The following is a 24,685-nucleotide window of genomic DNA, read 5'->3' as shown; positions in this document are numbered from 1 at the left end:
AACGCTCACATCCAGCCTCGTCAAGACATCTAGGCGCAACAGCTCCGTAACGGAACGCGGAAGCCGGGCCGACTCGGGCGCGTCGCTGGCGGACCGGCACAAAGCACGCGAATCCGGTGTCGGCCACCGATCGGGCAGCCGGGACGGGGGGCGTCGCACCGACCGGCCACCGACCGGGCGGGCGGGACGCGGCCCGGCGCACGGACCGCCACCGACCGGAAGCCCCTCGACGGGCGGGGCGACGGCGACCGCACCACTCTCACCACGAGACGCCTTCCCGAGCACGGCCGCCTGTTGATGTTGGCGATAACATCACCGCCACCGCCGCGCTCCCTTGGTCATACCTCTGGCATGACTGCCGGTATCGCGATGACTCATGAGTGAGCGCTCCCCAGGGGCTGTGGGCTCACCCCGGGGCCGCGCGACGGGCCGGTGTTATCGATAACATTCGACCTTTGGGTACGGCCGGGAACGGCCGCGAGCCCGCCGGTCGAGCCGAGCCAGGCCGAGCGAGCGGGGCGGCGCTGATCCACTCGCGTTCCTTGAAATCGGGAGGTCCTAGTGGCGGAGACAGGCCGACTTCATGAAAGCCGAGTTGATCAAGCCCTCGCGACCGACGGCCGGCGGCCCGTACCGCGCGACATGGACAGCTGGCGACTCGGCCCCGTGGGCCGAGTCGCCGGCTGTCCGTCGCGATGGCGGGACGTCGAGCGGGTGGTGCGGATCAGGTGGCCCGACTGCGGTTGTACAGGGCCTTGGCCCAGAAGAAGCTGGCCACGGTGATGACCGCGCACCAGACGACCGCGAGGATCCAGTTGGCGCCGATCCCGGTGCCGAGCAGCAGGCCACGGAGGGTCTCCATGACGGGCGTGAAGGGCTGGTAGTCGGCGAACAACCGCACCGGGGTCGGCATGGAGTCGGTGGGGACGAAGCCGCTGCCGAGGAACGGCAGGAGGATCAGCGGCATGGGCAGGTTGCTGGCCGTCTCGACACTCTCGCTGACCAGACCGAGGGCCACCGACAGCCAGGTGAGCGCAAAGGTGATCATGGCGAGGACGCCGATCGCCGCGAGCCATTCGACCGGGTTGGCCGTGGGCCGGAACCCGACGAGCAGCGCCACGACGATGACGGCCGCGAGGCTGAGCAGGGTCTGGACCAGACTGCCCAGTACGTGGCCGGTGAGCACCGACGGTCGGAAGATCGCCATCGTCCGGAACCGCGCGATGATGCCCTCGGTCATGTCCATCGCGACCGAGATGGCGGTGCCCTGCGCCGCGCTGACCACGGTGATGAGCAGGATGCCGGGGGTGACGTAGTTGGCGTACTGGGAGCGGCCGCCGGACGGGCCGAGGCCGGCGCCGAGCGTGCCGCCGAAGACGTAGACGAAGAGCAACAGGATGATGATCGGAATGCCGATGAGCAGCATGGTCATCGACGGGTACCGCCGCATGTGCAGGAGGTTGCGCCGCAGCATGGTGCCCGAGTCGCGGACGGCGAGGGAGACGGTGCTCATCGCACTGGGGCCCTTTCGTGGTCGGGTCGGCCGGCGCCGGAGTCGGGCTGGCCGGTGAGGGTGAGGAAGACGTCGTCGAGGTCGGGGGTGTGCACGGAGAGCCCGGCCACGCTTATCGATTCGCGGTCGAGTTGGTCGAGAAGCGAGCGCAGCGACAGGACCCCACCGTCGCTGGGCACCTGGAGGGTGAGTGCCGCGTCATCCCGCCGGCCGGCCGGGAACGTACGGGCCGCCGAGTCGAGCCCGTCCGGGTCGGCGAACTGCAGCACCACGTGGCCGCCCGGGATGAGCCGCTTGAGCTCGCGCGGGGTGCCCTCGGCGATCAGCCGGCCATGGTCGAGGAACGCGACGCGGTCGGCGAGCTGGTCGGCCTCCTCCAGGTACTGGGTGGTGAGCATGATCGTGACGCCCTCCGCGGCGAGCGCGCGGATGATGTGCCACATGGCGCGGCGGCTGCGCGGGTCGAGACCTGTGGTCGGCTCGTCGAGGAAGATCACGCGGGGCGCGCCGACCAGGGTCATCGCGAGGTCGAGACGCCGCCGCATGCCCCCCGAGTACGTCGACACCGGCTTGCCGGCCGCCTCGGTCAGGTCGAACTGGTCGAGCAGCTCGGTGATCCGACGCCGACCGACGCCCTTGTCCAGGTGACACAGGTCGGCCATCAGGTGGAGGTTTTCCCGGCCGGTGAGCAGGTTGTCGACGGCGGAGAACTGGCCGGTGACGCCGATCAGTTCGCGTACGGCGTCCGGCTCCCGGGTCAGGTCGTGGCCGAAGATCCGGGCGTTGCCGCCGTCGGCGTTGATCAGGGTGGAGAGAATCCGCACCGTGGTGGTCTTGCCGGCGCCGTTGGGGCCGAGCAGCGCGAAGATCGTTCCCTCGGTGATCATCAGGTCGATGCCGTTCAGCACGACCTTGTCACCGTAGGACTTCCGCAGGCCGGTGGCGACGATCGCGGGCTTCGTGGAGCTGGTCATGGTCTCCTCTTTTGCGTGGTCGCGGTGCGGACGGGTCAGGCGCGGCGGATCATGATGTCGCCGTAGGCGGTGTTCGCCCGGACCTCGACCGTCTCGTCGGTCTGCGCCGGACCGTCGGTCGTCTCCAGGGCGTTGTGCACGCGGCCGTGCTTGGAACTGACGTCGAGCCAGGCGGCGGTCCCGCGCCGGATGCCGACCTCGATCGCCCCGTACGAGGTGTTCAGCTCGATCGCCCCCCGGACGACCTCACCCAGCCGGACGTTGCCGTAGGCGGTGCGGGCCGTCACCGAGGCCAGCGGCGCATCGAGGGTGATGTCGCCGTACGCGGTGTTGACCCGGACGTCGCCGCCGCTGCGGCCGATCCAGCAGTCGCCGGAGGAGTTCTTGATCTCGGCGGAGCCGTCGACCGCGCCGATGCGTACCTTGCCGGACGAGACCTTCACCCGGGCCGAGCCCGCGACCCGCTCCACCGCCACCTCGCCGTGGCTGCTGTCGATGTCCAACGGCCCGGTCTCGTCGAGCCGGATCCCGCTGCCCGTCTTGATCCGACACTCGCCCAGCCGACCCTCACACCGGAACGCCGCCCAGGAGGACTCGGCGTGCACCCGCGACCCGGCCGGTAGCTCGATCCGGACGTCGACCGACGGCCCGGAACCGAAGCCGTAGCGGCGCCAACTCTTCGACACCCTGATCAGCAGTTGTCCCGCCGCGTACTCGACGGTGGTCTGTTCCGCGGTGCTCACGTCGGCCTTGCTCGACGGGTCGCGGGGTCGCACCGTCACCACGGTGTCGGTGCGGTCGGTCGCCGTGATCCAGACATCTCCCACCGGCAGCTCGATCCGGACGGCGATGGGTTCTGGCGTTTCGAAACTTGGCATGGTGGTCTCCCGGAAGGTGGTCGGCGAATGTCGCCGCTGGTCAGCGGCGCGAAAACAGAGGGATACGGAGGGTCAGCGGGCCCAGCCGGTGATGTGCTGGCCGGAGCGTGGCTCCACCCGGCGAGACGGACGACGCTGCGTCTCGCCGGCGCCGACGGCACCGGCGACGGCGCGCACCAGCCAGGCGTTGACCGAGAGCCCGGCGCGCCCGGCGGCCTCCTCGACGCTGGCCTTGAGGTGGTCGGGGAGTCGGAGGTTGATCCGCGAGGTGCCGCCGTCCTCCCCCTCGGGCGCGGGGGCCGGCGCGGACAGCGTCGGCGGCTCGCTCGCCTCAGCCAGCTCGTCGACAGGGCTGGCCGGTGTCACCACGAAGTCCGGCTCGCGCCCCCGCAACCGGACGTGCACCGAACCCGGCGCGAGATCGCGGGTGATCTCGTCGGCGGCGTCGGACAGCGCCTCGAGCAACGTGAGACGGGTCGCCGCCTCCAACTGGGTGAAGAGCCGCTCGGCCAGCACCCGGGCCTCGGGGTCGACCCCCTCCGCGGCCACGGCGAACTCGTCGCGCAGGTTCTCTACGTATGACCTCAACTCCATGGCACCATCATGGCACCACTTTGGCTCAGAGTGCAACACCCATGGCTCAGGATGATGCCGGTGGGTCAGCCCCGCTGTGGCACGCCCTGCCCTTCCAGGCCGCCGAACGCGCCCCGGACCAGGTGATTCGCCTCCCCCTGGGTCAGCCCGGTGGCCACCAGCAGATCGCTGACCGTCGTCCGGACCTGTGCCACCACCACCGCTCCGGAGAAGCCGACCCCCTCCCGGTAGGCCTGACCGGCCGTCCGGACCGCCTGCAGCGCCTGCTCGCGTGCCCGGTTCGGCTCCACGGCGGCGGCGAACTGCCGGGTTAGCAACCGGACGGCCTCGGCGAGATCGGATACCGCCCCCGGCAGGGCGTCCGGGACCGGTTCACCGTCCTCGATAAGCGTCACCGACCGACGGATCAGGGTGCCGCTGTTGCGCATCGCCCGGTCGATCGGCTCCGCCGCCTGCGCGTACCGGCCCACCGGCCCGTGCCGATCCCGCCAGTGCACAGGCGACAGGGCGCTGGCCTCCCGGGCGCCCTGGGTCGCCTCGACGAACGCCTGCAACTGGCCCTTGTTCCGCCGCAGTTCGCTCCGCGCGGCGCGGGCCCGATCGGCGTCCCGCTCGGCCAGCGCGCGGGCGGTCGCGTCGAGTTGGGTGACGAGCAGATCCAACGCCGGCCGCGCGGCCCGGTTGAGCACCCGCAGCGGGTTCAACGGCAACAGCACAGTGGTGACGAGCAGCGCCAAGCCGCCCCCGACCAGCGCGTCCACGAACCGTGGGATCTCCAGATCACGGACGGACGGACTGAGCGTGGCGATCAGCACCGCCGTCGCGCCGGCCTGGACCACCACCGCCGCACTGCCCGCGAGGAACAGCGCGACCATGATCGCGAGCGCGACGATCAGGACGAGTTGCCACCACCCGGTGCCGATCAGCAGGAGCAGCAGATCGCCGATCAGCACTCCCACGGTGACACCGATGATCAGCTCGACGGTACGGCGGAGCCGTTGGCCGACGGACGCGGCGAGAGTCGAGACCGCGGAGATCGGTGCGAAGATCGGCTGCGACACGTGCAGCAGCTCGTGCGCCACGAACCACGCCAGCGCCGCGGCCAGGCCGGCCTGCACAGCCAGCCCGCCGATGGCCCGTACCCGACGCAACCGGTCGCGCAGCGTGAGCACCGCGCGGTCCCAGAGCCGGACCATGATCGGAGCGCGGCCGTCCACTCCGTGCCGACCGGCAGCGACCATGGCGGCACCTACCCCGCCAGCACCCGCTCAATCCCCCGCGCCGCTGGATCGACGCCCCGCCCGCGCCTGCGGTACGCGGCGTCGACCGTCCGGCCGCGGCGGGAACGGGCCGCGATTGGAGCCGTCCGGTTCGGGTAGACCGCGGTCTGCCGCCGTCGCCGGTGGCGACCCCGGCACGGTGCGGACAGGGCTGGCCCCGGGTGGAACGTGTGCCACGGGGCCGCCGAGACGCCTCGGGGGGACCATCGGATGGATCAGCGCGGTTGAGCGGGCCAGACATCGCCGGCGGCATCGTGGAGCTGCGGGTGCACGGGGTCTCCGGCGCGAACGCCGAAGAGGTGCTGGACCTACGGCAGACCGCGCAGGTGGCGGGTGACCGCAGCGGAGGCTTCTACCGGCCGCGCCCCCAATATTCGGACGCCACGGGTGCACACGGGTTGACGCTGGAGGCGTACCGCTGGGGTGATCTGCCCTCCGGGACCGTGGCCCGCGCCCTGGGGTTGGTCTTCCTGCTCCCGTTCATGCTCGTCAACGTGGCGATCTGGATGCGTCCCGCGAACTCCGGTTCCGAGGCGGTGGTCAGGTCGCTGTACCGGGTGCTGGCGCTCACGCTCACCGTGCTCTACGTGCTCGCCATCGCCGGCGTCGCCCTGGATCTCGTCGGCTGGAAGTGTCTGAACTCGTCGAACTGCCTCGCCGGACGTAGCTGGCTGTCCTGGTTGAGCGGGCGGCCGGTCGGGCTGCGACTGGCGGTGCTCGCGCTGGTCCCGGCCACCGCGATCGGCCTGATCTGGCGGGCCAGCAACCGGCCGGGGCGGACGTTCGAGGCGTTTCGTGCACCCGAGCAGGTCTCCGGGCACCGGCTCGGCGCGGTCGGTCAGTGGGACGCCGAGCCGCTTGTCGGGCGGCTGCGCTCGATCCACGTCGCCGCCGCGTTCGCGACGCTGGACCTCACCCTGCTCCTCGCCCGGATCGCCAGCGGCGCCACCGCCCTCGGCGTCGCCCTGACGGTGGCCACCGTGGTGGTCCTGGCCGCCTGCGTGGGATCGCTGTGCGCTCCCCCGTTGATCGACCGGGCCGCGAGCGATGGGCGACTCGACCGGATCACCCACGCGCTGCGGTCCACCGCCATCGTCCTGACCGTTGTCGTGGTGGCCCACGTGCTGGCCAGCCCGCAGCCGTGGGACGAACGTCGCGAACTGCCCGGCTACGACACGACCCTGGCCGGGCTGTTCGTGGCACAGACGACCCTGCTGGTCGCGCTGGGCGTGGTGCTGCTCCGGCGCCGGGACCGGCGGCGGGGTGCGACACCGCTGGTCGGGCTGGGTGGGCTCGCGATCGCGGCCGCCGGGGTCAGCGTGGCGGTGGCGTACTCCGCCGAGCTGGTCTACCGGGCGGCGGACTTCCTCGACCGGGACGTGCCGACCGGCGCGGGCATCGCCGCCGGCCCGCCCCGCGCGTACACGTGGGTGATCTTCGGCTTCCTGCGCGCGATCGTGCTCACGCTGATCGTCGCCGGTCTGGTCGTCGTGATCTCCCGCCGCGGCCGGCGTCGCGACGCCGCGGCGATCGTCGCCCACGACTACCCGGACCCGCCGGCGGAGGCCAGGACCCGACTGCGACAGGTCCGCGACGCGATAGCCCGGGCCCGGTTCACCGAGAAACTGGTGCCGCTGGCGGTGCTCTTCGGCTGCCTCGCCGGCCTCGCCACGGCCAACACCACAGTCGGCCTGCTGGGACAGTTCCCCAGCGACCTCGTCGAGAGAACCATCGGGTTGCCGGCGGACGCGGTCACCTTCAGCATCGCGTTCGGCAGTTGGCTGATCGCCGCGATCATCCTCGGCCTGATCGTCGGCAGCGTCTTCGCCTACCGGACCATCCCGTTCCGGCGGCACGTCGGCGTTCTCTGGGACCTCGGCACGTTCTGGCCCCGAGCCGCCCATCCCTTCGCACCGCCCTGCTACGCCGAACGCGCGGTGCCGGAGCTGACCCGCCGGATCACGTACCTCGTCGAGAGCGGCAATGCCGTGCTGCTCACCGGGCACAGCCACGGTTCCGTCCTGCTCGCCGCGACGGTGCTTCAGCTACCCCCGGAGGTCGGCAGCCGGGTCGCCCTGCTCACCCACGGGTCACCGCTGCGTCGCCTCTACGCGCGGCTCTTCCCCGCCTACATCGACGATGCGGCACTGCACGACATCGGCCACCGGGTCGGTTGGCGCTGGGTGAACCTGTGGCGCGACACCGACCCGATCGGCGGCTGGGTCTTCTCCTCCCACCGGTCACCCCGGGCGGCACCGGGCAGCGATCCGGCAGACGCCGTGGATCGTCGACAACGCGATCCCCGCGCCGTGGTGACGCCGGCCAGCGACAGCGTTCCCCCGCCCATCCACGGACACTGGCCGGACGAGGCGGACGCCTCGTTCACCGCGGCGGTGCGGGAGTTGGTGCGACGTCTCGGTGGGCGGACGGACCCACCCGCCGCGCCCCGGTAGCGAACCGCCTCACCGGGGGCGGGTCGCCCGGGCACGCCAGTCGTCGAGGCCAGTGGCGGCGATGCGCGCACCGTCGGCGGGGACCAACGAGCGTTCGCCAAGCGTGGCACCGAAATACCGGGCATCCGGGTCGGCCACCACCGACCGGGGATCCTGCTGGGACGCGAGGATGGATCGGCCCAGTTCGTCGAGGCGGAACTGCTCCGGGCCAGCGATCTCGACCACCGCGTTCGCGGGCGCGCCGACGACGACCTCGGCCACCTCGGCCGCGACGTCGTCCGCCGCCATCGGTTGGATGAGGACCGGCGCGAGGTGCACGGTGTCGCCGTCCGTGGCGGCGTCGATGATCCCCTGGAGAAATTCGAAGAACTGCGTCGCGTGCACGACGGAGTACGGGATCCCGGCCGCGACGACGAGCTTCTCCTGGGCAACCTTGGCCCGCATGTACCCGCTGTCCGGGATCCGGTCGCACCCCACGATCGAGAGCGCCGCGTAGTGGCCCACCCCGGCCGCCGCCGCGGCGGCGAGGAGATTGCGGGTGGACGTCTCGAAGAACTCCAGCACGGCGGCGGCCTCGAACGACGGCGAGTTCGACACGTCGACCACGACATCGGCGCCGGCGAGTGCCTCGGCCACTCCCTCGCCGGTGAGTGTGTTGACACCGGTCTTCGGTGACGCCGGCACCGCCTCGTGCCCCCGGGCACCGAGATTGTCCACGAGCTTGGAGCCGATGAGGCCGCTGCCACCGATGACGACGATCTTCATGGTCGGACACGTCCTGTCTGCGCTGGGTTGTCAACCGCTGCAATCAGTAAGACGGAAACCGTGCAGCGATGTAGGACAATCGCCCAAGAACAGTTCGACGAGGATCACCTGATCCCCCCGGAGGTCGACGTGGCCGAGGTGTCCCATCCGGTGTTCGCCCGGGTGTACGAGAGACTCAGCGTCGCCATGGACCGCGCCGGCACGGCGGAGTTCCGCCGGGACCTGGTCGCCGGCCTGTCCGGTCGGGTGATCGAGATCGGCGCGGGCAACGGCAGGATGTTCGCCCACTATCCACCCGCGGTGACCGAGGTCGTCGCGGTCGAGCCGGAACGTCGACTGCGCGCCGCCGCCGAGCGGGCGGCGCCGGGCGCGCCGGTGCCGATCACCGTCGTCGACGGTCTGGCGGAGGCCCTGCCCGCGGGGAACGGCGAGTTCGACGCGGCGGTCGTCGCGCTTGTGTTGTGCACCGTGCCGGATCAGGCGAGCGCGCTCGCGGAGGCCAGCCGGGTGCTGCGCCCGGGTGGTCAGTTGCGCTTCTTCGAACATGTCGCCGCCGAGCGGCACAGCGGCCTGCACCGAGCCCAACGACTGCTCGACGCGACACTGTGGCCGAAGCTGTTCGCCGGCTGTCACACCAACCGCGACACCGTCGCCGCCATCAGCGCCGAGGGGTTCGTGATCGAGGAGCTACGTCGGTTCCGTTTCCCGGCCACCAGCAACAGCCCGTCCGCACCCTGCGTGCACGGCCGGGCGATCAGGCCCGCGGCGGCACCCCAGCCCTGAGGAAGGCCGCTGGGCTGGGAATAAGGACGACTGTCGATTCGACAAGGCTCGTCCTTTCGCGATGTCGGGCACAGGGGCGGACCAACCGATCACGCGGTTCCGGGCAAGGTGAATGCGAATGGACATTGCCAATTCAGCGTACCTAATATTCCGTTTTGTACGCATAAGCGACCGTGTCGTGATGTGGTGGTGACCGCACTTTGACAGTGCCATCAGGACGTTTCACGCAGGGTCGTGGCTCACCGGGCTCTCCTGCGAAGTAGTACCCACGGAGGGTGTTCTGTGACCGCAAAGCCCAATCATCATCGTCGTCGCCGAGGGCTGCTAACCGCGCTCGCGGCGTCCGCGGCCGCCGCCGTCGCCGCGAGTTTCCTGCTGCTCGGTTCGACTCCGGCCAGTGCCGCCGACGCACCGGTAAACCTGGGAACGGCCGGCAACTTCTCCGTCCTCGCCGGAGCCGAGCCCACCAACACGGGCCCGAGCTTCCTGGGTCAAAGCCTTGGACGGTTCCCGGGAAACACCGCGGCGGGTTTCGGCACGGCAACCATCGGCGGTGAGGTCCACCTCGGTGACGCGATAGCTCTCCAGGCCCAGAGTGACCTGACCATCGCCTACAACGACGCCGCCGGGCGGACACCGTTCACCATCCTGCCCGCGGAACTCGGCGGCAACACGCTCAACCCCGGCGTCTACCGCCTCGGGGCCGCACAGCTGACCGGGGCGTTGACGCTCAACGGCCAGGGCGACCCCTCTGCCGTGTTCATCTTCCAGATCGACTCCTCGCTGACGACGGCGTCGAACAGCAGCGTCGTCCTGATCAACGGCGCTTCGGCCTGCAACGTGTTCTGGAAGGTCGGCAGCTCGGCGACGATCGGCACGGGCACCACATTCGTCGGCACCGTCATGGCCCAGGCAGCGATCACGATGGCCACGGGCGCGACCCTCCAGGGTCGTGCGCTGGCACGTACCGCCGCCGTCACCCTCGACGACAACGTCATCACGGCGCCGCTGTGCGCCGGGCCCAGCGGACCACCCGGCCCGTCCGGTCCGCCCGGCCCGTCCGGTCCGCCCGGGAGCCCCGGCGCGCGTGGTACCCCCGGCGCACCCGGCAGCCCCGGAGCACCCGGCAGCCCCGGCGCACCCGGCAGCCCCGGCGCACCCGGCAGTCCCGGAGCACCCGGCAGTCCCGGAGCACCCGGCAGTCCCGGAGCACCCGGCAGTCCCGGAGCACCCGGTACCCCCGGCGCACCCGGTAGCCCTGGCGCACCCGGCAGTCCCGGCGCACCCGGTAGCCCCGGCGCACCCGGCAGTCCCGGAGCACCCGGAGCGCCTGGCGCGCCCGGCAGCCCCGGAGCACCTGGACCGCAGGGCGCACCCGGGCCGCAAGGCGCACCCGGAGCACGAGGACCGCAAGGCGCACCCGGGCCGCAGGGCGCACCCGGAGCGCGAGGGCCACAGGGAGCACCCGGATCGCCTGGCGCACCCCGTAGCCCCGGCGGCAGGGATCGCCCCGTCCTGCCGGTGACCGGCGGTGGAGCGGTCCCCGCCATGACGGGCATCGGAAGTGTGCTCGTCCTGCTGGGCGCGTCCGCGTTCTTCCTCGCCCGGCGTCGCACCCGGGAGTCCTGATCGGAGGCCCGGCCGGTGACGCACCGGTCGGGCGCCTCCGGGACTGACCACGCACACCACCAGTCGGCCCACTCCCCAGCGGGGTGGGCCGACTGGTCGGTGGGTGCGCCGGTGTGGATCCGCACGCGACCGGCGTCACCTGGTGGGCAGGCCCGCCACCCAGTCGTCCAGTCCCGCCGGGCTCGCGAACAGCAGCACCGGCGGCCCGGCCGGATCGGCCTGCCAGGCCCGCATCCGCCGCCGTTCCCGGCCGAACGCGGCGACGTGCCAGACCAGGATCGAGTCCGCGGACAGCACGCTGCCAAGTGATTCGCGGTTCCCGTTGCAGATCACCTCGCCCGAGCCCAGGCGGCGCAGGGTACGGCGCAGCAACCGCCAGAACGAGCGCCACCACGGGTAGTCCAGGGCCACCACCAGGTCGGCACGCGCCAGCGGCACGTCCCGCCACCCGTGGTACGCGCCGTCGAGGATCCACGTGTCCCGACGGCAGATCTCCTCGATCCGGCCGCGCTGCTCGGCAACCGGCACCTCGACCCAACCCGGCCGCCACACCAGGTCGTCCACCGGATGCCACGGCAACCCGAGGCGCTCGGCCAGGCGTTCGGCGAGAGTGGACTTGCCCGAGCCGTGCACCCCGTAGACCAGGATGCGACGCGGTACGGTCATCGCGGCAGCGTACGCCGGGGCAGTGGCTGCGTAGTCGGGCGGACCGACCTACGTAGCGACTACCGACGATCGCCGGCCGGCTGGCCGGTGCAATGGACGCATGACAAGCAACGAGGCCGCGAAGGCCAGCAACCCGGACAGCGCCGAGGCGATCGTCCGCCCCAGCACCCCACCGAGCACACCTCCGCAGCGGACCACCCCGGACGACGCGCCGGCCAAGGCGGACATCGCCGCACCGGCGCCGCCGCCGGTGCGCGCACCCGAGCAGACCCGGCAGACCGAGCAGGCGCAGCGCGCCGAGGGACCGCCGGCCACGTCCGCTCCGGTCGTCAAGGGCGACGCCCAGGCGGCACCGACGACGCCGACCCCGTCGCCGCCGACCACCATCACCGCCGACACGGTGGCCGCGCGGGCCGTCGTGCTCGACGGCGCCGACAACGGTCTGGTGCTGACCAACTTCACGACCCGGGCGTACACGATCGGGATGAACGGTGGCACCAGCACCATCAGCCTGGCGAACGACAAGCGCGCCTACACCACAATCCTGGACGGGCAGAACGGCAACCTGTGGGCGGCCAACAACGTCAACAGCCGCAGCCTCAGCGCCAACCAGGTCGACCTGGACGGCCCGAACAACCACGTCAAGTTCTGCCACAGCAAGACCCGCACCTACACCGTCGGGATCGACGGTGAGAAGAGTTCGATGGCGTTCGCGCACCCGGACACCCGGCAGTACAAGCTGCTGCTCAACGGCACCACCGGTGACCTGTGGGCGGCCAACAACCTGAACAGCCCCAGCGTCACCGCGACGAACATGTCCGCGACGAACGCGGTCAGCTCGAAGATCGTCGCGGCGAACCAGGTCGACCTGGACGGCACGAACAACCACATCAAGTTCTGCCACAGCAAGACCCGCACCTACACCATCGGCATCAATGGCGACCAGAGCTCGATGGCCTTCGCCAACCCGGACACCCGGCAGTACACGGTGGTCATCGACGGTGTGCACGGCGACATCTCGCTCAGCAACGCGGATCTGGCCGAGGAGTTCGATGTCGCCGACGGTCACCTGACCGCGGCGATTCCCGGCGCGGTGCTGGTGATCGGCGAGACCGGTGCGCTGGAACTGGCCGACAAGCCGTACGACAGCGCGGTGGCCGGCGTGGTCTCCGGGGCGGACAGCTTCGCCCCGGCGATGGTCCTGGACCGGCAGCCGGACAGCGACACGCGTCGACCGCTGGCCCTGGCCGGCAAGGTCTACTGCCTGGTCGACGCGACACACGGCCCGGTGCGACCCGGCGACCTGTTGACCACCTCCCCCACCCGGGGGCACGCCATGCGGGTGGCCGACCCGCTCAAGGCGGTCGGGGCGATCCTGGGCAAGGCGCTGGGTCCGCTGCCGACCGGTCGGGCGCTGGTGCCGATCCTGGTGACCACGTCATGACCAGCCTGCGTCAGGCGGCCGGCAAGTATCTCCGGTTCGAGGCGCCGATGACGGTGCGGGCGGTCGGTGCCGACCTCGGCCGCCCCACCGGGTCCACCCGACAGTTGCTGGTGCAGCTCGACCAGACGTCGAGCGAGTGGTTCTCCGGCAGCCTGCTGCCCTCGAGTGTGAAGGGCAGCGCGTGGCTGCGGCTGTTCAGCGACGGTTTCTACATGTTCGAGGGGCACGTGCACGAGAACGGCGCCGTCGCGCACAGTTGGTCGATGGTGGCCACGCCTGCCTTCGTGGACGCGGACGGCAATGCCTTCGTCTTCTCCGCCAGCGGCAAGGTGTCGGACAACGAGAGCAGTGACGACTTCGCCGAGCACGGGCACGATCCGCGGATCGCGCAGTACTGGGATCAGCTCACCAACGCCACGGTGAACTTCCGGCTGAGCGTGACGATGAACGTGGGCCAGCTCATCGGCAACATCCTGAAGTGGATTCCGCTTGTCATCCTCGGGGCGGTGGTCGCCGGGTGGGTCGCGTTCTTCGGTCAGCCGGGCAAGGTCCACGCCTACAAGGACGAGAACGGCACCGTGCACATGTGGAAGTCGAGAGAGTGACGGCATGGCAAGCGTCCGTACGGCCGCCGCGCAGTTTCTCGACATCCGGGCGCCGCTGACCCTGCGCCAGGTCGGCGAGCAGGTCGGGCATCCGTCCGGGTCGACCCGGACGGCGATGGACCGGCTGGAGCAGGAGTGGAGCAACACGTTCTCCGGCAGCCTGTTGCCGTCGAGCGTCAAGGGCACCGCGTGGCTGCGGATGGCCAGCGACGGCCACTACTGGTTCCAGGGGCACGTCCACGAGAACGGTCTCCTCAGCCACAGTTGGAGTTTCGCCGCCGGACCGAACGTGGTGCACCAGAACAGGAACGTGTTCGTGGCCGTCGCGACCGGTCGGGTGACCGACGAGCACAGCAGCGACGACTTCAGCATCACCGGCCACGACCCGCGCATCGCCGAGCTGTGGGAGCAGATCCGGTACGCGTCGGTCACGTTCCGCCTGGACGTCACGGCCAACTTCGAGGAGTTGGCCAAGACGGTGGGCAAGGGGATCCTGACCGGGCTGGGCATCACGTTGCTGGTCGGCGCGGTCAACCTCCTCGGCGCCAAAGGAGCGGAGTGCCACGAGGACTCCAACGGCAAGATCACCTGCTACACGAAGAACAGCTAGTGGTTTCGCCGGAGGCGACGGCCGTGGCACACCCACGGCCGTCGCCCAGCCCTCAACCGGCCAGACGTAACGCGTCGGACAGCTCACGCCGGGAGGTCACCGCGAGTTTGCGGTACGCCCGACCCAGATGGGTCTGCACCGTACGCACCGACAGCACCAACTGGTCGGCGATCTCCCGGTCGGACAGGCCACGGGCGGCGAACCCGGCGATCTGGGTCTCCCGTGCGGTGAGCCCCGCCGCCACCGCCGGGTCGCCGGGCGCCGCGGCCCGCAGGCGGGTGCGCAGGTCGACGAAGAGCCGGGTGCTGGTCGGGGTGCCGGATCGCCGGGCGACCTCGTCGACCATCCGCAGCGCCTCACCGTTCAGGTTCAGCTCCACCAGGCGGTGGGCGTGTTCCAGCATCACCGTCGGGTTCCGGCCGGCCAGCGCGATCACCGCCCGGCCGGCGGTGACCAGCCGTTCGGCGTCCACGTGTCCGAGGGCTTCGGCGATGCGGGCCGCGTACCGGGACGGGCCGGCGACCGGATCGAGGTGCGCCGCGTAGATGAGATACCCCAGCTCCACGAGCCAGCACCCGGACGTGCGGGCGACGGCGATCGCCTCGTCCATCAACAGTGCCGCACGCGTTCGCTGACCGGACGCCGCGGCTACCGCGGCCGTCGCCCACGGCCGCAGCCCCGGCACCAACGCGACCGCGTCGACGGGGTGCTCCCACAGCACCGCCTCGGCCTCGTCCGGGTGGCCGTCCTCGGCCAGGGTGATGGCAAGCCAGCCGGTGGCCTCGGAGCGGAACAGCCCCTCCCCGTCGGCCTGCTGCGCGACGGCGTCCCGGAGCCGGCTGATCGCCCCGGCCCGGTCCCCGCTGACCCGCTGGGCGTACCCGTCGAAGACCGGCCACGCGGTGTGGGACAGACCGGAGACCAGCGGATCACTGGGCATCGGCCACCGTCCCGTGGCCGGGTCGGAGACCGGGCCGGTCGGGACGGGCTCCCGCCACAGCTCGGCGAACGCCAGTGCCGCCCCGGCCATCCCCCGGGCGAACGGCAGTGCCGACGAGCCGGACCGCTCCACCGCCGCGACCGCCGCACGGCCCACCCGCGCCGCCTCCTCGGTGCGCCCGGTCAGCGCCAGCGCGACCACCGACGCCAACGTGACACGGAGCCGGCCGGCCGGCGGAAGCGACGCGGCGAGTAACTCGCGGGCACCGTGCAGCGCCTGCGCCGCCTGCCCGCTGAAGAGACGCACCACCACGGCGACCGTCGCCGCCTCCGCCCGGACGTCCACGTCGCCGGTGGCCTCGGCGTCCGCGCGGATCCGCAGCAGATCGTCGTACGCCTGCCGAGGCGCACGCCCCACCCAGGCCCGGTGCCGGGCCAGCGCCACCCGGACGGTCAACTGGGCGCCCCGGTCACCGGTTGCCTCGGCATCCCGGTGTGCCGCCGCCAGCGTCTCGTACGCCTCGACGGTGCGGCTCTGCTCGACGAGGGCGGCGGCGAGCGCCACCGCCGCCGGCGCCCCGCCACCGTGCTCCCGGGCCCGTCGGGCGAGCTGTTCGGAGGCGGCCGGATCCGCGTACCGGCAGAGGTTGGCGGACCTGATCAGCTCTGCCGACCCGGCCGGTCGACCGGCGTGCACCGCCCAGAGCGCGCTGGCCATCGCGTGTGCTCCTCGGGTCGCGCCCGGGGGCGTGCTGGCCAACAGGGCGGCGGACACCCGGCGACGTCGCGCGGGCGACATCCGGCGACGCACCGCGGCACCGAGCATCGGGTGGCGGAGTCGTACCAGGATCTGATCGTCGCTCTGCTCGCTGCGGACCATGCCGAGTTGTTCGAGATCGGCGATCACCTCCGCCGACGCGGCCGCCTCCACGACGGACAGCGGCAGGGGTCCGCCGAGGGCCAACGCGGCCAGGGCGTCCTCGCCGGGACGGCCGACGCGGTCCAGTTCGCGGTCGAGCAGGTCGGCCACCTGCGCCGGCACCGCCAGGGCGGCCCGCCACCGCCACTGGTCGGTGTCGCGTACCAGCGCACCGATCTCGCGTCCGTGGTCGATCAGCGCGACCGCCAGTTGTGGCAGCCCGCCCGTCCACTGCCACAGCAGCCCGGTGGTGGCGCGACTGACCGGGCCGGACAACAGTTGCTCGGCCAGGGCGCCGACCGCGTCCTCGGCGAGGGCCGGCACGATCAGCCGGGGCAGCCCGACGTCCTTCCAGAGCGCGACCACCGCGTCCGGGGCCGCGACCCCGGACCGGACGGTGACGAGCGCACGGACCGCGCGGGCCTGGACGAGACCGAGCAGCACCGCGGCCGACGGCCCGTCGAGCAGGTGGGCGTCGTCGACGACCAGGACCGGGGTACGACCGGGGCCGCACCTGTCGCGGAGTGCGGCCAGCACACTCGTGTGCACCAGGGCCGGGTGCAGGGGAAGGTGACCGCCGCTGAGGAGTTGGCCGAGCGCGCCGAACGGCACCTCCTTGCTCGCTTCGGTCGCGGTGATCCAGACCTCGCGGAACAGTCGGGGCGGCAGGTCGGCGACGGCGGTCCGGGCGAGGGCGGTGCGCCCGACACCGGCCGGGCCGACCAACACCGCACCGGCGGCCCGGACCAGCGCGGTACGGGCCTCCACCAGCAGGCCGTCACGCCCAGTCAGCATGAACGCATAGTGAACCAACTGCTGGCCAGGGGCGATCAGTCATCCGACAGCTGTCGCGCTACCGTCAGTGCCCGCGCGGCGGGCCGCTGCGGCGGCGTCCGTCGGGGCGGAAAATCGTTTGCCCTACTTCGCGGACTGCACGAGAGTGACGTCCATGACGTACTGACGGAACTCCCCCACGCATCCGCCCCCGGTGACATCTCCCGGCGGGCGCGCCGTCGTCCGTTCCCGCGTCTTGTGCGAAATGAGCCTCCTTGTCGCAGCACCACTCCCCTCGGGAGTCCCTGTCCCCGTCGGTCCCGGCCACCGTCACGGTGTTCGCCTCACCCGCGAGCTGGATCGAGTCCGCCGCGCTCGACCAGTGCCAGCAGGTTGCCGCCCTCGACGGCATGATCCACGTTGCGGCGATGCCGGACCTGCACCCCGGCAAGGGCGCGCCCATCGGCGCGGCCATGACGTCGCGGGTGCTGTACCCGTTCCTGGTGGGCTCCGACATCGGCTGCGGCATCGCCGTGTTCCCCATCGCGCTCAAGCGTGCCGTGCCGGAGCGTCTCGCCACCCGGTTTCCCGACCTCGACCGCGCGTTGGACCCGGAGCGGGACGCCGACGACCCGGCCTGGGCTGTCGTCGAGGGTGACGTCCCGGCCGGTCACCTGGAGGGGCTCGGGACGGTCGGTCGCGGCAACCACTTCGTCGAGCTGGCGCGCGTCGACACCGTCCTCGACGCGCAGCACGCGAGTCGTCTCGGCCTCGACGCCGGCGATCTCGTGCTCATCGTCCACAGCGGTTCCCGTGGCCTGGGCGAGCGGATCCTGCGGGCGCACACCGAGGTGCACGGCGCAGGCGCCGCTCCCGACCCCGCCGCCTACCTGGCGATGCACGACGACGCCGTGCGCTGGGGTTCGCTCAACCGCCGGGTGCTGGCGGCCCGGGTCGCGTACGCGTTGGGGGCGGAGCCGACCGCGCCGATCGTCGATCAGTGCCACAACCTGGTCGAGGTCTCCGACGGGGTCTACCTGCACCGCAAGGGCGCGGCCCCGGGCGACGGCCGCGACGTCCTCGTCGCCGGCACCCGGGGCACGGCCTCCTACCTGGTGGCCGCCCACGCCGGCCCGGAGGCCAACCATTCGGTGGCGCACGGCGCCGGCCGCAAGATGTCGCGCGCCGACGCCCTGCGGCGGGGCCGGGCCAAGCACACGGTGGAGGAGCTCCGCCGCACGCCCGTCGGCTCGCTCGTGGTGTGCGGCGACCGCCAGCTGCTCTTCGAGGAGGCGCCCACGGCGTACAAGCGGATCGAGCAGGTGATCGCCGATCTCGTCGCGCACCGGTTGGCCACTCCGGTGGTCCGGACGACTCCCCTCGTCACCTACAAGACGCCCGACCTCGGGTCCACCTCCCGCAGCCAGCGGCGGGGCCACCGCGACGGACGGGGCCGGTCGTGAGCGTGCTCCTGCTGCTGTCCGCCGGTCGTGGTCCGCGCGAGTGCGCCTGGGCGCTGGCCCAGCTCCTGCATCGGCTGAGCGACGCCGGCGCCCGCCGAGGTCTGACGATCGAACAGGTCCAGGTGACGCCCGGCGATCGGCCCGGCACCCACCGCTCGGCGCTCATCCGGATCACCGGCGCGGACGCGGACGCGTTCGCGGCCTCGTGGACCGGGACGCTGTGCTGGCAGGCGCCGAGCCCGTACCGGACGAGCACGGGCCGGAAGAACTGGTACGTCACCGCGCAGCAGCCGCTGCCCGACGCCGCGCCGACGCCGTTCGCCGAGGCGGACGTCGACATCGTCGGCTGCCGCACCGGCGGTCCGGGTGGTCAGCACCGCAACAAGGCCAGCACGGCGGTCCGCGCGACGCACCGCCCGTCGGGCCTCGTCGTCGTGGTGGACGAGGAACGGCAGTTCAGCCTCAACCGCCGGGTCGCCCTGCGACTGCTGCGCCAACGCGTCGAGCAGGGCGACGAGGCGGCCCGCGCCGCCGTCACCACCGCCCAGTGGCGGGTGCACGACGACCTGGTCCGCGGCGACCCGGTGCGGGTGGAACGTCCGGAGCCCCAGCGACCGGGCCGCCGGGGATAGCGACAGGCCTCAGACGTCCAGCACGGCGTCCGCGAACGCCCGGGGCGCCTCCTGGGGCAGGTTGTGCCCGACGCCACCGCCGATGGTCCGGTGCTCGTACCGCCCGGCGAACTGCTTGCCGTAGACGGCGGGTTCCAGGTGCGGCGCGCCGTTGGCGTCCCCTTCCAGCGAGATGCTGGGCACCGTGATCTTCGGTTTCGCGGCCAGCCGCTTCTCCACCTCGTCGTACTGCGACTCGCCGGGGGCGAGGGCCAGCCGCCACCGGTAGTTGTGGATCACGATGTCCACGTGGTCGGGGTTGTCGAACGCGGCCGCGCTGCGGTCGAAGGTGGCGTCGTCGAACGACCACTGTGGGGACGCGGTGTGCCAGATCAACCTGGCGAAGTCGCGCCGGTTCCTGTCGTAGCCCTCCCGGCCACGTTCGGTGGCGAAGTAGTACTGGTACCACCAGGCCAGTTCCGCCTTCGGGGGCAGCGGCACCGTGCCCGATGCCTGGCCGTCGATCAGGTAGCCGCTCACCGAGACCAGCCCCCGGCAGCGCTCGGGCCACAGGGCGGCCACGACGTCGGCCGTCCGCGCGCCCCAGTCGAACCCGGCCAGCTTCGCGGCGTCGATCTTCAGGGCGTCCATGAGGGCGATGAGGTCGAGCCCGATGGCCGCCGGTTCGCCGTTGCGCATGGTGTCGTCGGAGAGGAACCGGGTCGTGCCGTAGCCGCGCAGGTACGGCACGACGACCCGGTAGCCGGCGTCGGTGAGCAGCGGCACGACGTCGACGAAGCTGTGGATGTCGTACGGCCAGCCGTGCAGGAGGATCACCGCGGGACCATCGGACGGGCCGGCGTCCACGTACCCGATGGTCAGGACCCCGGCGTCGACCTGCCGCACGTCACCGAACGATGCCCCCATGCCGGACCTCTCCTCGCGTACCAACCCCTCGGACGTGCTGGCCACGCTTCAATGTAGGGAACCGCCGGGTGGGCGATCGGGGTTTGCCGGTGCTCGGCCCCGGCCCGCCGCGCGCTGGCTAGGATGCACACAGCGTCGCCCCGCGCGACTCCGGGTGCGGAAACGACCGTAGGGTGATGGCATGGCTGAGCGACCTCTGACCCTGATGGCGGTGCACGCCCATCCCGACGACGAGGCGACGAGCACCGGTGGCGTCCTTGCCCGCTACGCCGCGGAGGGGATCACGACGGTGCTGGTGACCTGCACCGACGGGCGGTGCGGCGACGGCCCGGGTGGGGTCAAGCCGGGTGACCCGAAGCACGACCCCGCCGCCGTCGTGGCGATGCGCCAGGCCGAGTTGGAGGCCAGCTGCGCGGTGTTGAAGGTCAGCCACCTGGAAACCCTCGGTTACGCCGACTCCGGGATGATGGGCTGGCCGACGAACGACCAGCCCGGCGCGTTCTGGACCACGCCGGTGGCGGAGGCGGCGGACCGCCTCGCCGAGCTGATCCGTCAGTACCAGCCCGACGTGATCGTCACGTACGACGAGAACGGCTTCTACGGCCACCCGGACCACATCCAGGCGCACCGGATCACCATGGCCGCCGTGGAGCTGACGGACACCCCGGCGAAGGTCTACTGGACCACTGTGCCGCGCACCGCGTTCGAGCAGTTCGGTCAGATCATGCAGGAGCTCGGCGTCGAGTGGGACGAGCCGGCCCCGGGGGCGGAGCCGGAGCCGATGCCGCAGCTCGGCCTGCCCGACGACGAGATCAGCACGTGGGTCGACACGAGCAGCTTCGGGGCGCAGAAGTTCGACGCCCTGGCCACCCACGCCAGCCAGACCGAGAACATCTTCTTCCTGCAACTGGGCCGGGAGCGGTTCACGGAGCTGATGGGAGTGGAGACCTTCGTTCGGGTCCGCGACCACACCGACGCGCCGACCCCCGAGGACGACCTCTTCGCCGGCCTGCGCTGACCGCACAGGTCACTTCCCGTAGCGGCACGCGAGCAGGCGGCACGGGTTTCTTCCGGGGCGATGGGTGCGGGCCTTTAGAGCGGTGAGGGCTACCCATGCTCGGCGGCGCGGCGGGGTCGGCGGGAGATCGACAGCCACCCGAGGAAGCGCAGGTGCAGCGCTCGTACGTCGGGACGTGCGCCGAGGGCGTACAGGTCGTCGATCGCGTCTTGCAGGTTCAACGCCAGGTAGAACGAGAGAGCGATCGAGTGGCCGTAGAACTCGGTCGCGAGGTGGAGTTGCGCCGGGTTGCACGGCCAGGGCGCGGCGCAGTTGCGGCACAGCCACGCGGGGCGCATCGGGATATGGGCGCGGGCGACGCGAGAAGTCCAGCGGCGGACGCGGCGATCGGCCGGCGGCGGTAGGCCAGCGGACGGGATCATCGGTCCAGGCGACCAGGGGTCAAACGGCGCTATCGGTGCGTCGGGGTTGGCGGGCGGCGTCGGCTCACGTTTCGGCTTCGGCTTCTCGTCGGGCACAGTTCTCCCCCTGCTGCTGTTGGGAAGGGGCCGCCCCATGAGCGCTCGCCCGCAGGGGCGGCCCCGGTGCGAACGCGTCCGCCGGGTTCGGGTCCCTGCCGGCCGCGCCACCTGGTTCCACTCTTGTGCGTGACCGCCTAGTGTCGGAAGGTGTTCGACCACGTTGGAGAGACCGCGAAGGCCAGCGTTCGCCCTGGTGGGGACACATGGGGGTACGCGAGCTAGAGGCGGGGAAGGGCCGGGGGACATGAGCATGACGGCTGCCGAAATCCTTCTCGATGAGCTACGGCACGCTCGTGCCTCACGCGGGATAAGTCAGGACGACTTTGGCAAGCTCATCAGCTATTCGGGTACACACGTCAGCGCCGTCGAGACTGGTTCGCGGCCGCCGACGGGCGACTACGCCACGGCCATCGATCGTGCGCTGAAGACCGGAGGAATGTTCGCCCGGCTGCTCGATCGGCTCTCCGACCTTGACGCCGCGCCGCTCTGGCTGCGCGAGTGGATCACTTTCGAGCAGCAGGCCCGCGCGTTGCGATGGTGTGAGGTCGCGTGGGTGCCGGGTCTCGTGCAGACCGAGGCGTACGCCCGTGCCGTGTTCGCCAGCGATGGCCGGGTTAGCGCCGAGGAGGTCGAGACCCGGGTAGCTGGAAGGCTTGCCCGGCAAAAGATCCTTACCAGTGACGACCCACCGCACCTCGTCGCCGTCCTGGACGATGCCGTCCTTCGGCGTCCCGTCGGTGGCGCGGCGGTGATGCGTGAGCAACTGTTCCACTTGGCGCAGCTCAACCAGGACCGGCGGCGCGTGAGAATCCATGTCGTTCCGCGCGGGGTCGGCGCGTACGCTGGCCTCGACGGGCCGTTTGTCCTCGCGACCCTGGCGGATGTGGTTGATGTGGGCTACCTCGACAACCGGCTCCGGGGTCAGGTGGTCGAGCGGACTGCCGAGGTAGCGGCCCTGCGTGAGCAGTGGGAAGCCATCCTCGCCGAGGCGCTGACCCTGCGACAGTCCACCGAGCTGATAACGGAAGCGGCAAAGTCATGGACCTGACCGGCGCACGTTGGCACAAGAGCACCCGCAGCGGCAGCAATCAAGGGGCCTGCGTAGAGGTCGCCGACAACCTTCCCGGCATCGTCGGCGTACGGGACTCGAAGGATCCGGCCGGGCCGGCGCTGATCTTCGCACCGGAGTCCTGGCGGGCCTTCGTTGGTCAGGTCGCCGAGCGACCGTAAGCAACGCCAGACGCATGAAGCGCCCGCCTCCGTTATCGGAGGCGGGCGCTTCATGTTGTCCGGCGATGTCGGCAGCGTGGTCGCAGCAGGTCGCGGGTCTCCGGAAATTTCGGGAGCATCTCCGGCGAGCCAGCGCAGGTCATATGACGAATTTCCGGAAGTTTTCAGCGTTGACGCCCGGACATGGACGGCCTTAACGTTTCGAGCAGGTTTCCGGTCACCGGCCGGAACTACCGGCCCACTGCCCGCGCCAGGGCGCTCGATCGCGAATCCCGCTCCCCATCCGCCAACACCGGACCCGCACCTTATGGATCGACGTATGTCGATCAAGGTCTGGAAAGGAAGGCACATGTTGCTGAGACAGTGGACCACCGTCGGCGTGGTCGCCGTCGTCACCGTTGCGGCGCTGAACTCGGTGCCCGCCACCGCGAGCCGGCCGTACGACCCCACCGCGCAGAGCCTCGGCGCCCTCGGCCTGCGCCACGGCCTCCACGTCGGCACCGCGGTCAACATGGACGCGCTCGACGACGCCGGTGACCCGCAGTACCGCGCGTTGGCCTCCTCGGAGTTCACCTCGGTCACCGCCGAGAACGTGATGAAGTGGGAGGTCCTGGAGCCCACCCGCGGCACCTACGACTGGGCCGCGGCCGACCAGCTCATCGACTTCGCCAAGCGCAACCGGCAGAGCGTACGCGGCCACGTGCTGGTCTGGCACAACCAACTGCCCGCCTGGCTGACGAGTGGTGTCGCCGACGGCTCCATCAGCAAGCAGGAGCTGCGCGAGCTGCTGCGCAAGCACATCACCACTGTCGTCAACCGGTACCGGGGCAAGATCTGGCAGTGGGACGTGGTCAACGAGGCGGTCAGCGACCCCTGGGACACCCCGTCGACCCTGCACTACAAGGGTTTCTGGGCGGAGAACCTCGGGCCCGGCTACATCGCCGACGCGTTCCGCTGGGCGCGGGCGGCCGACCCCAAGGCCCTGCTGTTCTACAACGACTACAACATCGAGGCGTTCGGCTCCGGTAACCCGGCGGACGACAAGACCCAGTTCGTCTACGAGATGACCAAGGGGCTGCGCGCCCAGGGTGTGCCGATCGACGGCGTCGGCTCCCAGGGTCACCTGGGCACCCAGTACGGCAACTTCGACACCCTCCAGGTGACCGCCGCGCTGAAGAAGTTCAGTGGGCTCGGCGTCGCCACCGCGTTCACCGAGGTCGACGTCCGCAGCCAGATGACGGCGGGCGTCCAGGCCGGCAACGCGGAGGAGATCAACCCCCGGTTGCAGGCGTCGGCCGCCAACTTCAGCGTGCTGATGAAGGCGTGCCTCGCGGTGCGGAGCTGCCTGTCGTACACGGTCTGGGGTTTCAGTGACAAGCACTCCTGGGTGCCGGACTGGTTCGACGACCCGCCGGAGGGCCTGGCCACCATCTACGACGAGAACTACCAGCCCAAGCGGGCGTACCAGGAGCTGAAGTCGGACCTGCTCCTCGCTGGACCGCCGTACGTGCAGCAGCGCAGCACACCCCGACCTCGCCGCTGACCTCCGGTCGCGGCCGCCTCGACGGCATGTCCGTCGGCGTAGGGCCGTGTGGGGTGCGGCGGCGCCCCACACGGCCGGTACGTGACCACGTTCAGTCGCCCCGCGCGGCCATCCGGACGCCATCGGAGTATTGATGTCGGTTTTACCGGCTTATCGATCGCGTTGGTGTCACTATGGCAGGCGTGGGAACTGCGAAAACTGCCATGCCTGCGATCTCGCCGCTCACCGGCGATCCAATCAAGCGGGCCGATGCCGAACGGCTGGCGGGGGTGCTGAAGGCCTTCGCCGATCCAGCGCGACTGCGTCTGCTCAGCCTGATCCAGTCCGCGCCCGAAGGTGAGGCGTCCGTCAGTGACCTCACCGGGGCGCTCAACCTGTCCCAGCCGACCGTGAGTCATCACCTGCGGATCCTCACCGAGGCTGGCCTACTCGAGCGCGACAAGCGGGGGGTGTGGGCCTACTACCGCCTGGTGCCCGCCGCCATCGCACAGATCGCCGACCTGTTGACGCCGCCCCGAAAGCGGGCGACGAAGAAGACCCGCTGAC

General features: G+C 71.2%; 24 protein-coding genes and 1 pseudogene. 14 read left to right on the top strand and 11 right to left on the bottom strand.

Features of this window, described 5'->3' with window-relative positions; translation table 11 throughout:
• Positions 1-724: 724 nt before the first annotated feature.
• The 5 genes from ACPXBU_RS09010 to ACPXBU_RS08990 form a co-directional block, all read right to left on the bottom strand.
• Positions 725-1,513, bottom strand: coding sequence for an ABC transporter permease (locus tag ACPXBU_RS09010; RefSeq protein ID WP_425757695.1), 789 nt, complete (start codon positions 1,511-1,513; stop codon positions 725-727).
• Positions 1,510-2,487 (bottom strand): ATP-binding cassette domain-containing protein, encoded by a 978-nt coding sequence (locus ACPXBU_RS09005; protein ID WP_393367298.1) that lies wholly within the window; start codon positions 2,485-2,487, stop codon positions 1,510-1,512. Before ACPXBU_RS09005 ends, ACPXBU_RS09010 begins: the two co-directional genes overlap by 4 nt.
• A gap of 35 nt (positions 2,488-2,522) precedes the next feature.
• Positions 2,523-3,365, bottom strand: a complete 843-nt coding sequence (locus ACPXBU_RS09000) for a DUF4097 family beta strand repeat-containing protein (protein WP_425757694.1) — start codon at positions 3,363-3,365, stop codon at positions 2,523-2,525.
• Between the two features lie 72 nt (positions 3,366-3,437).
• Positions 3,438-3,959, bottom strand: coding sequence for a hypothetical protein (locus ACPXBU_RS08995; RefSeq protein WP_425757693.1), 522 nt, complete (start codon positions 3,957-3,959; stop codon positions 3,438-3,440).
• Between the two features lie 65 nt (positions 3,960-4,024).
• Positions 4,025-5,200, bottom strand: a complete 1,176-nt coding sequence (locus ACPXBU_RS08990; RefSeq protein WP_425757692.1) for an FUSC family protein — start codon at positions 5,198-5,200, stop codon at positions 4,025-4,027.
• A gap of 263 nt (positions 5,201-5,463) precedes the next feature.
• On the opposite strand from ACPXBU_RS08990, the gene ACPXBU_RS08985 reads away from it, so the two are divergent.
• The gene (locus tag ACPXBU_RS08985; RefSeq protein WP_425757691.1) at positions 5,464-7,692 is read left to right on the top strand and encodes a hypothetical protein; all 2,229 of its coding nucleotides are present in this window, start codon (positions 5,464-5,466) and stop codon (positions 7,690-7,692) included.
• Between the two features lie 9 nt (positions 7,693-7,701).
• Here the strand turns inward: ACPXBU_RS08985 and ACPXBU_RS08980 are convergent, their stop codons facing one another.
• On the bottom strand, positions 7,702-8,457 hold the full coding sequence (locus tag ACPXBU_RS08980; RefSeq protein ID WP_425757690.1) for an SDR family oxidoreductase: 756 nt from the start codon (positions 8,455-8,457) through the stop codon (positions 7,702-7,704).
• Between the two features lie 60 nt (positions 8,458-8,517).
• Here ACPXBU_RS08980 and ACPXBU_RS08975 point away from each other — a divergent pair, with 60 nt between their 5' ends.
• A complete protein-coding gene (locus ACPXBU_RS08975) occupies positions 8,518-9,240 on the top strand; it encodes a class I SAM-dependent methyltransferase (RefSeq protein WP_425757689.1) in 723 nt (240 codons plus the stop codon).
• 234 nt (positions 9,241-9,474) lie between these two features.
• Positions 9,475-10,182: pseudogene (locus tag ACPXBU_RS08970) on the top strand (ice-binding family protein); the annotation flags it as partial.
• A gap of 55 nt (positions 10,183-10,237) precedes the next feature.
• On the opposite strand, the gene ACPXBU_RS08965 reads toward ACPXBU_RS08970, so the two are convergent.
• Complete coding sequence (locus ACPXBU_RS08965) at positions 10,238-10,696, bottom strand: hypothetical protein (RefSeq protein ID WP_425758018.1); 459 nt, start codon at positions 10,694-10,696, stop codon at positions 10,238-10,240.
• A 65-nt stretch (positions 10,697-10,761) separates the two neighbouring features.
• Between ACPXBU_RS08965 and ACPXBU_RS08960 the strand changes: the two genes are divergently transcribed.
• The gene (locus ACPXBU_RS08960; RefSeq protein WP_425758017.1) at positions 10,762-10,869 is read left to right on the top strand and encodes an LPXTG cell wall anchor domain-containing protein; all 108 of its coding nucleotides are present in this window, start codon (positions 10,762-10,764) and stop codon (positions 10,867-10,869) included.
• Positions 10,870-11,004: 135 nt separating this feature from the next.
• Here ACPXBU_RS08960 and ACPXBU_RS08955 read toward each other — a convergent pair whose 3' ends face one another.
• A complete protein-coding gene (locus ACPXBU_RS08955; protein ID WP_425757688.1) occupies positions 11,005-11,535 on the bottom strand; it encodes an AAA family ATPase in 531 nt (176 codons plus the stop codon).
• A gap of 100 nt (positions 11,536-11,635) precedes the next feature.
• On the opposite strand from ACPXBU_RS08955, the gene ACPXBU_RS08950 reads away from it, so the two are divergent.
• Genes ACPXBU_RS08950 through ACPXBU_RS08940 form a run of 3 tightly spaced genes read left to right on the top strand, consistent with a single transcriptional unit; the run spans position 11,636 to position 14,194 of the window.
• A complete protein-coding gene (locus ACPXBU_RS08950) occupies positions 11,636-12,979 on the top strand; it encodes a hypothetical protein (protein WP_425757687.1) in 1,344 nt (447 codons plus the stop codon).
• Positions 12,976-13,584 (top strand): hypothetical protein, encoded by a 609-nt coding sequence (locus ACPXBU_RS08945; protein WP_393367288.1) that lies wholly within the window; start codon positions 12,976-12,978, stop codon positions 13,582-13,584. Before ACPXBU_RS08950 ends, ACPXBU_RS08945 begins: the two co-directional genes overlap by 4 nt.
• A 4-nt stretch (positions 13,585-13,588) precedes the next feature.
• Positions 13,589-14,194, top strand: coding sequence for a hypothetical protein (locus ACPXBU_RS08940; protein WP_425757686.1), 606 nt, complete (start codon positions 13,589-13,591; stop codon positions 14,192-14,194).
• Positions 14,195-14,246: 52 nt separating this feature from the next.
• On the opposite strand, the gene ACPXBU_RS08935 is transcribed toward ACPXBU_RS08940, so the two are convergent.
• Positions 14,247-16,847, bottom strand: a complete 2,601-nt coding sequence (locus tag ACPXBU_RS08935; RefSeq protein ID WP_425757685.1) for a LuxR C-terminal-related transcriptional regulator — start codon at positions 16,845-16,847, stop codon at positions 14,247-14,249.
• 254 nt (positions 16,848-17,101) lie between these two features.
• On the opposite strand from ACPXBU_RS08935, the gene ACPXBU_RS08930 reads away from it, so the two are divergent.
• Together ACPXBU_RS08930 and prfH are read left to right on the top strand one after the other, a co-directional pair.
• Positions 17,102-18,289, top strand: a complete 1,188-nt coding sequence (locus ACPXBU_RS08930) for an RNA ligase RtcB family protein (protein ID WP_425757684.1) — start codon at positions 17,102-17,104, stop codon at positions 18,287-18,289.
• The gene (prfH, locus tag ACPXBU_RS08925) at positions 18,286-18,921 is read left to right on the top strand and encodes a peptide chain release factor H (protein WP_425757683.1); all 636 of its coding nucleotides are present in this window, start codon (positions 18,286-18,288) and stop codon (positions 18,919-18,921) included. The genes ACPXBU_RS08930 and prfH overlap by 4 nt, the downstream gene beginning before the upstream one ends.
• Before the next feature lie 9 nt (positions 18,922-18,930).
• Here prfH and ACPXBU_RS08920 read toward each other — a convergent pair whose 3' ends face one another.
• A complete protein-coding gene (locus ACPXBU_RS08920; protein ID WP_425757682.1) occupies positions 18,931-19,872 on the bottom strand; it encodes an alpha/beta fold hydrolase in 942 nt (313 codons plus the stop codon).
• A gap of 136 nt (positions 19,873-20,008) precedes the next feature.
• Between ACPXBU_RS08920 and ACPXBU_RS08915 the strand changes: the two genes are divergently transcribed.
• The gene (locus tag ACPXBU_RS08915) at positions 20,009-20,845 is read left to right on the top strand and encodes a PIG-L family deacetylase (RefSeq protein ID WP_393367282.1); all 837 of its coding nucleotides are present in this window, start codon (positions 20,009-20,011) and stop codon (positions 20,843-20,845) included.
• An 89-nt stretch (positions 20,846-20,934) separates the two neighbouring features.
• Here ACPXBU_RS08915 and ACPXBU_RS08910 read toward each other — a convergent pair whose 3' ends face one another.
• Positions 20,935-21,183, bottom strand: coding sequence for a hypothetical protein (locus ACPXBU_RS08910; protein ID WP_425757681.1), 249 nt, complete (start codon positions 21,181-21,183; stop codon positions 20,935-20,937).
• Positions 21,184-21,610: 427 nt separating this feature from the next.
• Between ACPXBU_RS08910 and ACPXBU_RS08905 the strand changes: the two genes are divergently transcribed.
• The 4 genes from ACPXBU_RS08905 (at position 21,611) to ACPXBU_RS08890 (ending at position 24,684) form a co-directional block, all read left to right on the top strand.
• Complete coding sequence (locus ACPXBU_RS08905; RefSeq protein ID WP_425757680.1) at positions 21,611-22,414, top strand: helix-turn-helix domain-containing protein; 804 nt, start codon at positions 21,611-21,613, stop codon at positions 22,412-22,414.
• Positions 22,405-22,596, top strand: coding sequence for a DUF397 domain-containing protein (locus ACPXBU_RS08900; protein WP_425757679.1), 192 nt, complete (start codon positions 22,405-22,407; stop codon positions 22,594-22,596). Before ACPXBU_RS08905 ends, ACPXBU_RS08900 begins: the two co-directional genes overlap by 10 nt.
• Before the next feature lie 349 nt (positions 22,597-22,945).
• On the top strand, positions 22,946-24,139 hold the full coding sequence (locus ACPXBU_RS08895) for an endo-1,4-beta-xylanase (protein WP_393367278.1): 1,194 nt from the start codon (positions 22,946-22,948) through the stop codon (positions 24,137-24,139).
• Positions 24,140-24,342: 203 nt separating this feature from the next.
• A complete protein-coding gene (locus ACPXBU_RS08890; protein ID WP_208641223.1) occupies positions 24,343-24,684 on the top strand; it encodes an ArsR/SmtB family transcription factor in 342 nt (113 codons plus the stop codon).
• Position 24,685 lies beyond the last annotated feature (1 nt).

Origin of the sequence: Micromonospora sp. DT231 (genome assembly GCF_049847025.1) — a bacterium.
Classification (GTDB): Bacteria; Actinomycetota; Actinomycetes; order Mycobacteriales; family Micromonosporaceae; genus Micromonospora.
The sequence above is the reverse complement of the archived record's forward strand: the minus strand, read 5'-3'. Positions and strand labels throughout refer to the sequence as shown.